This window comes from Chryseobacterium amylolyticum (assembly GCF_051011775.1).
In the GTDB taxonomy this organism is placed as follows: domain Bacteria; phylum Bacteroidota; class Bacteroidia; order Flavobacteriales; family Weeksellaceae; genus Chryseobacterium.
Map to the genome: position 1 here is coordinate 268,793 of NZ_JBPCHX010000006.1, position 13,570 is coordinate 282,362.

Consider the following 13,570-nt stretch of genomic DNA (forward strand, 5'->3'; position numbering starts at 1 on the left):
AATATTCCCGTATCATAGAATATACAGCGGAGTTTTAATTTTGTCAGATTAAAACTTCAGGATATGAAAAATATACTTTTTACCGGTATTTTTCTGCTGGCGGCTCAATTTTACTCTTCACAATCTTTTGATAAGCAGGCTCACCGCGGAGGAAAATCCCTTTATCCGGAAAATACAATTCCGGCCATGAAAAACGCCTTACAGATGAATATAACGACACTGGAAATGGATCTCGCCATCACGAAAGACAAAAAGGTTATTCTTTCCCACGATGCTTTCCTTTCGCCGGAACTGGTTACAAAACCGGATGGAACTTATATTCCCAAAGATTCAGGTTTTTATTATAAAATTTATGAAATGCCTTATGCGAAGATCAAAACCTTTGATGTAGGCTTAAAAAAGCTTGACAGATATCCTGATCAAAAGAAAATGAAGGCTCAGAAACCTCTTTTTTCAGACGTAATAGATGCCTGTGAAGCGTATGCCCGTGAATTGAAAAGACCGTTACCGTATTATAATATAGAAACCAAAACGCGTCCTTTCTCCGACAATATATTTCATCCGGAGCCTAAAGAATTTGTTGATCTGATGATGAAGATTATTGTTGAAAAAAAGATACAGGATAGAGTGATCATTCAGTCTTTTGATCCCAGAACGCTGGAAATAATTCATAAAGAATATCCTGACATCATGACTGCTTTGCTTGTAGAAAGGGTAGATGATAAAAAACTGGCACAGCAGCAGGCTTATTTTAAACATATTCCTCTGAAAAAATTTAAGATGTATCCTGATCACCTGAATGGTGTAGCCGAAGATATGAAATTCCTGAGCTTCACTCCTGCAGTTTACAGCCCTGAACATACTCTTGTAACACCGCAATTGATAAAAGAATGTCATTCATTGGGTATGAAAGTAATCCCGTGGACCGTAAACACCAAAGAAAGATTAAAAGAATTAAAAGATATGGGAATAGATGGCGTTATCAGTGACGATCCGAGAATATTTGAATAAACATCAGCTTTTTACTTATAAATAATAAATCGCCGGAAGAAATTCTTCCGGCGATTTTATGCGTGCTGGTTAATGCACTTAGGGTTAAAAAATTGGTTCTTTAATTAAAATTTATAGTTCAGGCCTAACTGAAATACTCTGTTGTTATTCTCAGCTGCCGGTCTGCTCTTATCGATTTTTGTCAGACTGTTTACATATCTTGCATTGATACCGATGTTCGGCGTGATATCATAGCCTAAACCAAGACCTAATCCGAAATTGAATCTGTTGATCTGATCTTTGTCGATATCTGTAGAATGAGAGCTTGTAGTAGTGGTTGTAACACCTCCGGTAGTGCTCGCTACAGTTGATTCACCTTTGTTTTTTCCGTTGATGAAATAACTGAATTCAGGTCCTGCTTCAATATAAAAATTATCTACAGGTCTCATTTGAACCATTAACGGAACTGAAATGTAATTCATTTTTACTCTGTCCTCAACTTTTGTCTTCACATTCGTAATTCCATTGTCAGTTTCTGTAGATGAGATCACATCTTTTGCTCCCATTTGATTGTATAATACCTCTGGCTGGAAGCTGAATTGTTTTGAAATTGGAATATTAACGAATGCACCTGCGTGGAAACCTAATTGCTGAGAGTTGATCCCGAATTTCTGCTGGCTGAAATAAGATGAATTTCCCCCTGCCTTGATCCCGAATCTAACCGGTTGAACATCTTTTTTTAGAGGTGATGCAGTTACTGTTTTTGTCTCTGTCTTTGTTTCTGTTTCCTGAGCAAAAGCCAATACACCAGCAGTTAATGCTAATCCTAAAAATAACTTCTTCATAATTTTATTTTTTAATTTTACTATTTGTGTGTCGATCATTCAATCAGACCCGAATTATTTTGCAAATTGCTTGCCAAAGTTTAAAAACGCCTGTTTATAAGGGTTTTCAAGCGGTTTTTCTAAAGACTTTTCCTGAACATTTATCCCTTTTCATTGAATAAATATGCTGCCAAACCCGTTATGTATGAAAAGAGTTTAATATTAAAAATACTTTATTGCTGATCATTGAAATAATGAAAATTCAAAAAAAATGAAAGCCTCCTTTCAAAAATTTAGAAATATTTGGATTGATTTTAAGAACTGAAATAAAAATACCGGACTGTGTGCCCGGTATTCATTTTTTGAAAAATAAATATCTCTATGTAAACTTATAAGCCACTCCAACCTGAAGTGCATTATTTCTTACCTTATTATTATAATAATCATGTTTAAAAATGTCTGTGATACCTGCCGTAAATCTGGCTGTCACACAATTACACAGCAAGCGAAAAAGTCAGGCTTAAACTAATAAACCTGACTTTTTCTATTGAAATCAAAATGTATTTTCATCGTTGAACAAAATACTTTTCAGTATTCTGTTGTTCCGGCCAACCCAATGCAGTTCTCGTTAAAAGTTTATGGTAATAGTCAGATTTCAGCTTTAAATCCAATTGAATTAATCAGATAATTACGCTTACTCATTGTAAAACAGGAACTGTAAATTGAAAATTCCGGAATAGAGTACAATCATTACTCAATACGCAAATTTCTTGCCAAAATCATTTATAAAACAAAAAAGCCGGATTTAATATAATCCGGCTTTGTATTGAACATAAAGTTGTTTAGAATTTATAAGCTAAACCAATCTGGAATACTCCGTTTTTAGCTTTATCATCAGATAGATCAGGTCTGTTTTTAGCAACATCTGTTAAACCAGCAACATATCTTGCCGTAACCCCGATATTCTGTGTGAAATAATATCCTGCACCAAGACCGATTCCGAAGTCAAACCCTTTAAATAAGTCTTTAGCATCTGCAGAATTAGAGCCGGATTTAAGTTTTGAATTAATCAAAAAGCTGAACTGAGGTCCTGCTTCTAAATATAGGTTAGGCAGAGCATTATATTGAAGCATTAATGGTACGGAAATATAATCTAAATTTACTTTAAGATCATCAGCCCCTTTAATCTTTGCTCCCATTCCGCTGTACAATACTTCCGGTTGGAAAGAGAAGTCCTGCGCTACCGGAATATTAGCAAATACTCCTCCGTAGAATCCTGCTTTAGAGTTGAAATCGCTTTCAGTAAGGGTTGAAATATTAAGACCTGCTTTTAATCCAAATCTAACCGGAGAGGTTGAAGAAGCAGATGCTGAAGTTTTCTGAGAGAATGCGAAAGTCCCTGCTACTAATGCAAGACCTAAAAAAATCTTTTTCATAAGTTATTATTTAATAGTTTTTAAGTTTTATTTAACATTTCTTTAACTATCAAATGTTGTGCCAAAGTTAAAATCAATTGTTAATCAGTACAACTAGAACAAAGCCGGATTAAAAATTATGATATAAAAAAAGACCAGATTAAAATAATCTGATCTTTTCTATTGAATATAAAATTTGTTATTGAATGTATAAGCTTATTTGAATTTATAAGCTAATCCTACCTGGAATAAGTTATTTCTCACCGCATCAGATCCACTAGGTCTGTTTTTCGCTACGTCAGTTAAACCTGCAACATATCTTGCTGTAAGACCAAGGTTTGGAGTAAAGTAATATCCAGCCCCAAGACCAATACCAAAGTTAAAAGTATTTAAATTGTCTTTGTAGTTATCACTAGTATTTGACTGACCAGTTGATTCATTTTTAAACTTGTTTTTAGCACTTACCATGAAACCGAATTCTGGTCCTGCCTCAACATATAAATCAGGGATTAAGTTATACTGGAACATTACCGGTACTGTAATATAATCTAACTTAGTAGAAGCTGAATATTTTGTTCCTGCTAAAGTGTAATCAGATTTATTACCATATTGTGAATATTGTACCTCTGGCTGAACGCTGAATGAAGCTGCTAAAGGAATATTGGCAAACACACCTGCGTTGAATCCTATTTTAGATTTCTGATCATCAAGACCGCTGTCTTTTGAAAGTGAAGATACGTTCATTCCTCCTTTTACCCCGAATGTTACCGGATTAGAAGATGTATTTCCTGTCTGTTGAGCGAATGCGAATGTTCCTGCAGTTAACGCTAATCCTAAAATTAACTTTTTCATAACTTTAATTTTTTAATTTTACTCTTTCTTAATTTTAAATTTTACTACTTGTTCAGCAGTTTTCAGCTGAACGCAGAGTATCTTCCAAATTGCTTGCCAAAAAAGTTTTTTATGATTAAAATCAATAAAAAAATCACTTAGTGTTTAAGTGATTTTATAATTATATATTTGATTTTCAATGTATTAATAATACAAATAAACGTTTGTTTAGAAAGCGTCTAAATTGACAATTTTGTCAAAAATGGCTTTAAAACTAATGTGTTTTTTCAGAAAAATAGTTAAGCATCGTTCAGTTTTCTATAAAAAGCTATTGATTCGATAATGTTTTTCTGGCTGCACTGATGATCATAGGTACAAGAGCCGATTCCTGAAAGCAGGGAAAAATTGATTTTACTGTCTGTATTCTTTTTATCATTCAGTAATAAAGCTGTGATATCTTCATCTTTAAAATCACTGATATCAAGATATGGATAGTATCTCTGGATGTTTTCAATGATCATTTTTGAATCTTCTTCAGAAATAAGATTTTCAAGAAAAGCCAGATGCGCTTCAGCAATCATACCCATGGCTACTGCTTCACCGTGAAGGATAGGATTTTCCTGCTGTAAACATAGGCTTTCCACAGCATGGCCGATCGTATGTCCGAAATTCAGTGTTTTTCTGATATTCTGCTCATGGAAATCCTGATCTACAACATTCTGTTTGATATGCATTGAGGCCTGAATATGCGGAATTACAGTCTCCACTTCCAGCTTACGGATCTGAATCAGCTGGTCCCAATGGTTTTTATCGGTAATTAATCCATGTTTCAGCATTTCAGCAAAACCGCTTCTTAATTCTTTAAATGGCAATGTTTCCAGGAATTTCGGGAAAATAAAAATCTGTTCGGGGAAAGCAAAAGTTCCTACCATATTTTTATAATGCATCAGATCGATACCCGTTTTTCCTCCTATGGAAGCATCACACATGGATAAAAGGGTAGTGGGGATATTGATGAACTGAATTCCTCTTTTGTAAGTAGATGCAACAAATCCTCCCATATCCGTAATGACACCGCCACCAAGGTTGATAACCAATGCTTTTCTGTCGGCTTTCATCTCCGTAAGAATTTCCCAAAGCTGATTGGCTGTCTGGATATTTTTCATTTCTTCTCCGGCTTCAATCTCTAAAATCTCAAAGCCAAGATCTGTTTCCATATTTCCTAAAAGAACAGGAAGGCAGTATTCATGGGTGTTTTCATCTACAATAATGAAAATTTTACTGAAAGATCTCTCGTGAAGAAACTCGTTGAGCTGTGAAAAATTATCGTTTAATATTGTTATCATCTTCGATTGTATGTAAAGTTAAAAATGTAAACTATAGTGCAAAGTTATGATTCTTAATTTTTAACTCGTAACTAAATTACTATCTTTGCAGAAATTTTTAGAATGAGCAGAGATAATAATAATTCAGACAGACCAAAGAGACCAAGAATTTCAACCAAGAAAAGTTCTGATGATTCTCGTGCTTCCAGATCTGGAAATTCTTCAGGATCAAAACCTTTTAAGAAGCCTTTCTCTAAAGACGGAGGAAAAAAAGGGCCGGAACATAAAGGATCCAACTCAAGATTTGAAAAGAAACCTTTCAAAAGAAATACCGACAGTTTCGAAAATTCCAATGATGATTTTGGTTCAAAATCTGAAAGAAAACCTTATATCACGAACAAAAGTGAGAGCTATGAGAAGAAATCTTTTGGAAAGCCTAAGAGAGGCGGGAGAAATTTTGATACAAGAGATAAGTATGAAAGAGGCAGCCTGAAATACGGAAGAAGGCCATCTAATGGTGATGAAAGAAATGAAGACAGAGCAAAATCTTTTGTACAGAAAAGAAGACTGAACAAAATTGAAAAGGACGTTCATAAAGACAGCATCCGTCTTAACAAGTATATTGCTAATTCAGGAATCTGCAGCAGAAGGGAAGCTGATGAGCTGATTACCCAGGGGCTGGTAGAAGTAAACGGAAAGGTGGTAACTGAAATGGGATATCAGGTACAGAAAACAGACAGGGTAGTTTTTGACGGACAAAACATTACGCCTGAAAAGCCTGTGTATGTACTTTTGAATAAGCCCAAAGGTTATATTTCCACTACAAAAGACGATAAAGCAAGAAAAACGGTTATGGATCTTGTAGCCAATGCTTCTCCGTACAGACTTTTCCCGGTTGGAAGGCTTGACCGTTCTACAACAGGAGTGATCTTATTAACTAATGACGGACACATGACGAAAAAACTGACGCATCCCTCTTTTGATGCGAAAAAGATTTATCATGTAACATTGGATAAAAAGCTTACCGGTGAAGATTTACGTCTTATAGCAGAAGGTATTCGTCTTGATGAAGGTGTAGCTGTTGTTGATCAGATTTCTTATATTGAAGGAAAACCAAAGAATGAAGTGGGAATTGAAATCCATATCGGATGGAACCGTGTCATCAGAAGAATTTTCCAAAGATTGGGTTATGAAGTGGAAGCGTTGGACAGAGTGATGTTTGCAGGTTTAACGAAGAAAAACATCAAAAGAGGACACTGGAGAATCCTTACCGAACTGGAAGTGAACAATCTTAAAATGCTTTAGAATGATAATGAATGATGAGTTATAAATGACGAATGACAGATTCAGTTTTTAACTTCCTTCATTCTTTCAAAAAGTATCTTTAGAATAAAAAACAAAAAGCGCAGAAAATAATTCTGCGCTTTTTTATGAGTCAGTCATAAATTTTAAAATTCATAACTCATCATTAAAAAGAATTACCCTAAAACGGTTACTCCCTTCTCGATCATTTCATAAATGGCATCCCTGGCGTTGTCAGGTTTTACGTTAACAGCCCGTGTGCCGTTGAAATGCAGACAGGTTACATAGCCGTTGGCAACAGCATCCAATGCCGTAAATTTTACACAATAATCCAATGCCAGTCCCACGATTTCTACCAATTGAATATCATGATATTTTAAAAAGTCATCCAAACCGGTTTTCATAAAATGATTATTGTCCTGGAAACCACTGTAGCTGTCTATTTCAATATTTTTTCCTTTCTGTACGATATGGGTTACTTTGTCTCTGTTCAGATCTTTATGGAACTCTGCACCGAAAGTTCCCTGGATGCAGTGATCCGGCCACATAAACTGTGGTACCCCATTTAAAATAATACTTTCTCCTACCTTTCTTCCATTGCTGCTTGCAAAGCTTTTATGACCTGCGGGATGCCAGTCCTGGGTCAGAACAATCTGGTCATATTCATTTTCCTCTATCAGGAGATTGATGTATGGAATAATTTCGCTGGCTCCAGGGACTGCAAGTGCTCCGCCTTCACAAAAATCATTCTGTACATCGACTATTATTAACGCTTTTTTCATATTTTGAATTCTCGAATTTTTGATAAATTTACAAAACTAATCCGCAAAAATTTGTCCAAAACTGAATTATCGGACAAATCGGCAACATAAATTTTGAATACTTGTAAAATGAAGGGATTAGAAACCGGAATAATGATTTTTTATAAGAATAGTATGGGATTTTGAGAGATAAACCAAATAACAATAGTTTATCTTTGCAGGAAATAAGTATTTTATGTCATTTGAATCGTTAGGATTATCACACAATATTATTCGTTCTGTCAACAAACTGGGGTATTTAAAGCCATTCCCGATACAGGAGCAGGCTGTGCCTGTTATTTTACAAGGGAAAGATCTTATGGGAATTGCACAGACAGGTTCCGGGAAAACGGCTTGTTTTGTGATGCCGATTTTAGAAAAACTTCAGAATGCAGACGTTAAAAAAGGACGTAATATTCAGGTATTAATATTAGTTCCTACAAGGGAGTTGGCGATTCAGATTGATGAAGTCTTCCAGGCTTTTACAGGAAACCTGAAAAGAGAGATCCGTACCATGGCAGTTTATGGCGGAGTTTCCATTAATCCACAGATGAAAGGGATGTTTGGAGTGGAAGTTCTGATAGCAACGCCCGGACGTTTATTGGATCTGATTGACCATAATGCATTGAGTATTTCAGGAATCCGGCATCTGGTGGTTGATGAAGCGGATAAAATGTTTCAGTTAGGTTTTGGGGAAGAAATGGATAAACTTTTTGCTCTGATGCCTGTAGTGAAACAAACGACTTTATTTTCTGCCACATTAAATGATAAGGTGTCTGAAATGAAAGAGCGGTTGTCTATTAATCCGGTCATTATTGAAATTAAAAAAGAAGAAGTTGAAATTGATAATATTGAGCAGCTGGCATACCATGTTGCTCCTGAAAACAAAGGCCCTTTTCTGCGGTATTTAATTAAAGAAAAGAAAGTAGAAAAAGCTTTGGTCTTCGTTTCATCTACCAGATCTGCAGATAACCTGGTGGAAAAGCTTAAAAAGAATAAAATCAAAGCAGTGGCTATTCACAGCCAGAAGTCTCAGGGGGCAAGAAGAAATAATCTGGAAGAATTTAAAGTAAACGGAGCGCAGATCCTGGTTGCCACAGATTTGATTGGTCGCGGAATTCATATCGAGTCCCTGCCATGCGTTATCAATTACGAATTGCCACGTTCCCCTTTGGATTATATTCACCGTATCGGAAGAACAGGCCGTGCCAATGAAAAGGGGACGGCAATCAGTATTCTTACTGATGATGAGCTACAGCATTTCAGAGTAATTCAAAAGAAAATGGGTAAGAAAGTACCTTTACAGAGAACGGAAGGAATTGATCTGCATGGTTATTAATTTCTTAAATAATTTCTAAAAACGGCCTCAGTATCATCACTGAGGCCGTTTTTAATGAAAATATACTGTTCAATAAATTGTTATCTCTACAATTAATGCTTTATTCATTTTATATTCTTGAAATTTTGATAAATTTACACAAGTGATATTTGAAAAATTGTCCTTAACAATATAATCGGACAAACCGGAACTGTTTAAAAATTAAAACCGTAACAATGAGTGATTTAGAAAAGAAAAAGTTTCCAATAGGGCCGTTTGAAGCCCCTGAAAATATTTGTGATACTACATTGGACACTTATATCAAAGTAATCAAAGACTTTCCCGGCAGGTTAAAAAATCTCATTGAACATTTTACAGACGAACAGCTGGATACTCCTTACAGGGAAGGCGGCTGGACCGTCAGACAGCTCGTCAACCATCTTTCAGACAGCCATATGAACAGTTTTATCCGTTTTAAACTGGCACTTACAGAAGATAATCCTACCATAAAACCTTATGATGAAGCAAAATGGGCAGAGCTTCAGGATAGTTTTCATATGCCCGTAAAACCTGCTATGAGAATGCTGAAAGGAACACACCAGAGATGGGTTGTTCTTCTTAAAAGCCTCACGAATAAACAGTTTGAAAGAACATTTCATCATCCTGAACATAACAAAAACTATAATCTAAGGGAGAGCCTTGCTTTATATGTGTGGCACTGTAATCATCATTTTGCTCATATTGAAAATCTGAAGTTAGAAAAAGGTTGGTAAGAAAGAGTCTTAATAATCCCATATACTATAAGGAAATTGTAGACAGAATTTCCATGTTATCTGAAAACTCCCAGAGAAAATGGGGGAAAATGAACGTGTGCCAGATGCTGAAGCATTGTGATCTCGTTCTTCAGGTGGCCCTGGAAAAGCTGGAACTTCCCCGTATCAATATCCTTTTTGAGACCATAGGAATCTGTACTAAAATAGAAATGTATGTTTTCAATAATGGAATTCCCAGAAACATGCCTACTTTTCAAAAACTAATCGTTAATTTTGAGTGTGATTTTGATGAATCAAAAGCCAATCTGCTGAAAACGCTGGAAGAATTCCGGGAAGTTTGTTGTAATACCAGGCTGCCCGGCCGTCACAGGTTGTTCGGAAACATGACTGAAAAAGACTGGACATTTTTAGAATACAAACATCTTGATCACCATCTAAAACAATTTAATGTATGAGTTTTTTTGATAAAATATTCGGTGGAAAAAGTGAAAGCCCTGAACAAAAAACATTCTGGAAAAAGATAGAATCTGAAGAAGATCTGGCCAGAGCGATAGAAGATTCTTTTCAGAAGAGGACAGCCATATTCAAGCATTCTACAAGCTGCTTTATCAGCAGAACTGTATTGAAAAACTTTGAAAAAGAGATTGAAAGTTCAGATCAGCCTGTTAATGTATATTATCTGGACCTGTTGGCTCACAGACCTGTTTCCAACAAAATAGCAGCAGACTTTGAGATCAGACATGAAAGTCCTCAGCTGATTGTAATAGAGAACGGAAAGCCTGTAAACAGTGCTTCACACCAGGATATTTCCTTAAGCCAGATTGTACCATGAAGAATATAAATAATTATTTAGCCAAAGTTTTAAATGTTCCGCTTCAGAACGTGAACACCTGCAGTCTGCATTATGAAGTAAAGAAAATTCCCAAAAACCAGTTTCTTCTTCAGTATGGCGAAATATGCCGTCATATATTCTTTGTGGAAAAAGGTCTGCTGAAAATGTATTCTATTGACAAGAACGGAAAAGAACATATTATACAGTTTGCTCCGGAAAGCTGGCTGATATCGGACCGAAGCAGTCTTTATTTCAATGAAAAATCCATTTACTATATAGAAGCTGTCGAAGATTCAGAAGTTCTGTTTTTACATCCTGATTTTTTCAATAAGCTTGTAGAGCAATTTCCGAACAGTATTGAGAGAAGTGATTTCCTTCTTCAGAAACACATCAGAAGCCTTCAAAACAGGATCAATTCCCTGCTGGGAGAGACGGCAGAAGAAAGGTACATGAAATTCATTAAAATGTATCCGGATTTACTGCTGAGAGTTCCGCAATGGATGATCGCTTCTTACCTGGGGATCACTCCTGAGAGTCTGAGCCGTGTAAGAAAAGAACTGGCGAGAAAAAACTTCGTTCCGGATAATAAATAATAGGCTGGAAGAGGGAAGCCTGAAGTTCTTGTAAAAGAACTGAGAAAGTAATCTTAAAACTATAAGAACTTCCATCTTCCGGCCTCCATCTTCCTTACTTTAAATAAATCTTTTGGGCAAGCTGTCCAATCTGCCTCAGCTTTGCCTGTGTATCTTCCGACCATGGAAGCCCTATGCAGAGCCTCATACAGTTTTCAAACTGTTCCTGTAAGGTGAACATTCTTCCGGGAGCTATGCTTATGTTCTGTTTGATGACCAGATCATATAATTCTGTTGTTTTTATCTTTTTATCAAATTCTATCCATATAGACAACCCTCCCTGCGGACGGCTGGTTCTGGTACCTTCCGGAAAAGATTCTGCTATGGTCTGAACATAGTTCTGATAATTGATCTGCAATGTTCTGCGGAGCTGCTGAAGATGCTTTTCATATTTTCCGGATTTTAGGAAATTAGCTACCGCTTCGTTAACAATGGAAATCGATGAAGTAGAATGAAGGAGTTTAAGCTTCATAATCCTGTCTTTGTATTTTCCGGGAGCAATCCAGCCTACACGATACCCCGGAGCAAGTGTTTTTGAAATAGAACTGCAATACAGCACATTTCCGTTTTTATCAAAAGATTTGCAGCATTTCGGACGGCTGGACCCGAAATAAAGATCTCCGTACACATCATCTTCTATCAGAGGAATATTGTTTTCAGAAAGTATTTTTACAATTTCCTTTTTATTTTCATCAGGCATACAGCTTCCCAAAGGTGAGTTGAAATTGGGAATAAGCAGGCAGATATTGATTTTGGGGATTGCTTTTTTTAAAGCTTCAATTTCGATTCCGGTAGTGGGATGCGTAGGAAGTTCCAGGACTTTAAGACCCAATCCGTTGGCCAGTTGTAGAATTCCGGGATAGCAGGGGCTTTCGATAGCAATGGTATCTCCGGGTTTTCCTAAGGCCATTAAACAGAAAGAAAGGGCATTCATTCCGCCGTTGGTAGTGATCAGGTCATTTTCGCTCAGGTTTCCTCCCCATTGTAAAGAACGTATGGCAATCATTCTTCTTAGTTTCAGATTTCCCTGAAGTTCTTCATATTCCGTTCCGCCGTCTTTTAATTCCCTGGTAGCGTTTACTATTTCTTTTTTCAGTTTTGCCTGGGGCAAAAGATCGCCTGACGGAATCCCAATAGAGAAAAAAGTAAGGCCGTTTTTTCCCATATTTTCATATACTTTACTGATCAGCTCATCCGGCTCATCATTATTGGCAATGAGTGACGGGCGGCTTACTTCAGGCAAAGGAAGCCTGGCAGAGAGAAGCTGGCTTACAAAATACCCGGATTGCGGCTTGGGTTCTACCAAAGATTGTGATTCCAGTTCCAGAAAAACACGCTTGGCCGTGTTCATACTTACCTGATGTTCCTGGCACAGCATTCTTACCGAAGGAAGTTTATCTCCCGCCTTTAAAATTCCGTTTCTAATCTGCCTGGCAATGCCGTCTGCAATTTCTGTATATAAAAATTCTTTACCCATAATGCTGAACTGTGCTCATGCAAATATACAAAACTGATACTGTGTTTATCTGTTTATCCTTTCTAATTTTGGAAATCAATTAAAAGCTTGAATACAATGTTGACAAAACAAATATCAAAAGATGAAAGTATCAGTGGATGGATCAATGGCTTTATAGGAGTACTGCTGTTCAGCGGGGGATTGCCTGCCACCAAATTGGCAGTAATGGAAATGAGTCCGATCTTTGTAACCATAGTCCGTGCAGCGGTGGCAGGAGTATTGGCTTTTATCGTATTAGGAATAGGGAAAGAAAAGCGTCCTGTCAAAAAAGATTTAGTCCCTCTGCTTCTGGTTTCCCTGGGATGTGTGATAGGTTTTCCGCTTCTTTCAGCGCTGGCCCTTCAATATCTTACTTCCGCACATTCTATTGTATTTCTGGGAATGCTCCCATTGGCAACTGCTGTATTCGGGGTAATGCGTGGTGGTGAGAGGCCTCATCCTGTATTCTGGCTTTTTTCGGTTGTAGGAAGTCTTTTAGTGATCGGATATGCTGTTTCGCAAGGAATATCTGCTTCGCCCACTGGAGATGTTCTGATGCTGCTTGCTGTTATTTTATGTGGTATGGGCTATGCGGAAGGTGCTAAACTTTCTAAAACATTAGGCGGCTGGCAGGTGATTTCCTGGGCTTTGGTGCTGGCTTTACCTGTTATGATTCCCTTATTTTTTATTTATTTTCCTGATGATATCGGAAGTGTCAGTTTCCAGGGATGGTCCGGAATGGCTTATATCTCTCTTTTCAGTATGTTTATTGGCTTTATATTCTGGTACAAAGGCCTGGCGCAGGGTGGTATTGCTACTGTAGGACAATTGCAGCTGCTGCAGCCGTTCTTTGGCCTTGCACTGGCTGCTTGGCTTCTCGATGAACAGGTAAGCCTGGGAATGCTGGGGGTGACAGCAGGAGTTATCTTATGCGTTGCAGGAACCAAAAAGTTTGCGAAATAATTAAAAATAAAGCATTATGATTTAAGTCATAAGAAAGCGTATTCATAATGGCCTACTTTTGAACCATCAC

At 37.0% G+C, this 13,570-nt stretch carries 14 protein-coding genes; 8 read left to right on the forward strand and 6 right to left on the reverse strand.

What is annotated here, in order from left to right; all coding sequences use genetic code 11:
• Positions 1–63: 63 nt before the first annotated feature.
• The gene (locus ACR1PO_RS17715) at positions 64–1,011 is read left to right on the forward strand and encodes a glycerophosphodiester phosphodiesterase family protein (protein WP_433987623.1); all 948 of its coding nucleotides are present in this window, start codon (positions 64–66) and stop codon (positions 1,009–1,011) included.
• Between the two features lie 104 nt (positions 1,012–1,115).
• Here ACR1PO_RS17715 and ACR1PO_RS17720 read toward each other — a convergent pair whose 3' ends face one another.
• From ACR1PO_RS17720 to aroB, 4 genes are all read right to left on the reverse strand, one after another.
• On the reverse strand, positions 1,116–1,835 hold the full coding sequence (locus ACR1PO_RS17720) for a porin family protein (protein WP_433987624.1): 720 nt from the start codon (positions 1,833–1,835) through the stop codon (positions 1,116–1,118).
• Between the two features lie 821 nt (positions 1,836–2,656).
• Positions 2,657–3,250: a porin family protein gene (locus tag ACR1PO_RS17725; protein WP_433987625.1), complete on the reverse strand. Its 594-nt coding sequence runs from the start codon at positions 3,248–3,250 to the stop codon at positions 2,657–2,659.
• Positions 3,251–3,445: 195 nt separating this feature from the next.
• Positions 3,446–4,081 carry a porin family protein gene (locus ACR1PO_RS17730; protein WP_332386862.1) on the reverse strand — a complete coding sequence of 212 codons (636 nt, stop codon included), beginning with the start codon at positions 4,079–4,081 and terminating at the stop codon, positions 3,446–3,448.
• A gap of 278 nt (positions 4,082–4,359) precedes the next feature.
• Positions 4,360–5,406: a 3-dehydroquinate synthase gene (aroB, locus tag ACR1PO_RS17735; RefSeq protein WP_433987626.1), complete on the reverse strand. Its 1,047-nt coding sequence runs from the start codon at positions 5,404–5,406 to the stop codon at positions 4,360–4,362.
• 102 nt (positions 5,407–5,508) lie between these two features.
• On the opposite strand from aroB, the gene ACR1PO_RS17740 reads away from it, so the two are divergent.
• Positions 5,509–6,690: a pseudouridine synthase gene (locus ACR1PO_RS17740; protein WP_433987627.1), complete on the forward strand. Its 1,182-nt coding sequence runs from the start codon at positions 5,509–5,511 to the stop codon at positions 6,688–6,690.
• A gap of 173 nt (positions 6,691–6,863) precedes the next feature.
• Here the strand turns inward: ACR1PO_RS17740 and pncA are convergent, their stop codons facing one another.
• The gene (gene pncA / locus ACR1PO_RS17745; protein WP_433987628.1) at positions 6,864–7,469 is read right to left on the reverse strand and encodes a bifunctional nicotinamidase/pyrazinamidase; all 606 of its coding nucleotides are present in this window, start codon (positions 7,467–7,469) and stop codon (positions 6,864–6,866) included.
• 214 nt (positions 7,470–7,683) lie between these two features.
• On the opposite strand from pncA, the gene ACR1PO_RS17750 reads away from it, so the two are divergent.
• The 5 genes from ACR1PO_RS17750 (at position 7,684) to ACR1PO_RS17770 (ending at position 11,003) form a co-directional block, all read left to right on the forward strand.
• Entirely contained in the window at positions 7,684–8,826 is a 1,143-nt protein-coding gene (locus ACR1PO_RS17750) for a DEAD/DEAH box helicase (protein ID WP_332386860.1), read from the forward strand.
• Positions 8,827–9,041: 215 nt separating this feature from the next.
• On the forward strand, positions 9,042–9,578 hold the full coding sequence (locus ACR1PO_RS17755) for a YfiT family bacillithiol transferase (RefSeq protein WP_433987629.1): 537 nt from the start codon (positions 9,042–9,044) through the stop codon (positions 9,576–9,578).
• A complete protein-coding gene (locus ACR1PO_RS17760; RefSeq protein WP_332386858.1) occupies positions 9,572–10,033 on the forward strand; it encodes a DUF1569 domain-containing protein in 462 nt (153 codons plus the stop codon). Before ACR1PO_RS17755 ends, ACR1PO_RS17760 begins: the two co-directional genes overlap by 7 nt.
• A complete protein-coding gene (gene ytxJ, locus ACR1PO_RS17765) occupies positions 10,030–10,410 on the forward strand; it encodes a bacillithiol system redox-active protein YtxJ (protein ID WP_433987630.1) in 381 nt (126 codons plus the stop codon). Before ACR1PO_RS17760 ends, ytxJ begins: the two co-directional genes overlap by 4 nt.
• Complete coding sequence (locus tag ACR1PO_RS17770; protein ID WP_047099259.1) at positions 10,407–11,003, forward strand: Crp/Fnr family transcriptional regulator; 597 nt, start codon at positions 10,407–10,409, stop codon at positions 11,001–11,003. Before ytxJ ends, ACR1PO_RS17770 begins: the two co-directional genes overlap by 4 nt.
• 94 nt (positions 11,004–11,097) lie before the next feature.
• Here ACR1PO_RS17770 and ACR1PO_RS17775 read toward each other — a convergent pair whose 3' ends face one another.
• A complete protein-coding gene (locus ACR1PO_RS17775; RefSeq protein WP_433987631.1) occupies positions 11,098–12,519 on the reverse strand; it encodes an aminotransferase-like domain-containing protein in 1,422 nt (473 codons plus the stop codon).
• A 96-nt stretch (positions 12,520–12,615) separates the two neighbouring features.
• Here ACR1PO_RS17775 and ACR1PO_RS17780 point away from each other — a divergent pair, with 96 nt between their 5' ends.
• Entirely contained in the window at positions 12,616–13,500 is an 885-nt protein-coding gene (locus tag ACR1PO_RS17780; protein ID WP_332386856.1) for a DMT family transporter, read from the forward strand.
• The last annotated feature ends 70 nt before the right edge of the window (positions 13,501–13,570 follow it).